At 44.0% G+C, this 252-nt stretch carries 1 tRNA gene; it reads right to left on the bottom strand.

The window, feature by feature from the left end:
* Positions 1–76 (bottom strand) — tRNA-Lys (locus ACW9JV_RS19330).
* Positions 77–252 lie beyond the last annotated feature (176 nt).

Raw genomic sequence — 252 nt, 5'->3', positions numbered from 1 at the left:
TGGTGAGCCATGGAGGATTCGAACCTCCGACCCTCTGATTAAAAGTCAGATGCTCTGCCAACTGAGCTAATGGCTCCCGTCATTCAATAAAACATGCGCTATGAAAGACAAAAAAATAAACCATGTCAAAACGATGGTGTTTAGCTGCCACTTTGTATAAACGATGTAGAAATAAAAATGGTGCCGGCCAGAGGAATTGAACCCCCAACCTACTGATTACAAGTCAGTTGCTCTGCCAATTGAGCTAGACCG

The sequence above is a fragment of the Salibacterium sp. K-3 genome (assembly GCF_054052005.1).
The sequence above is the reverse complement of the archived record's forward strand: the minus strand, read 5'-3'. Positions and strand labels throughout refer to the sequence as shown.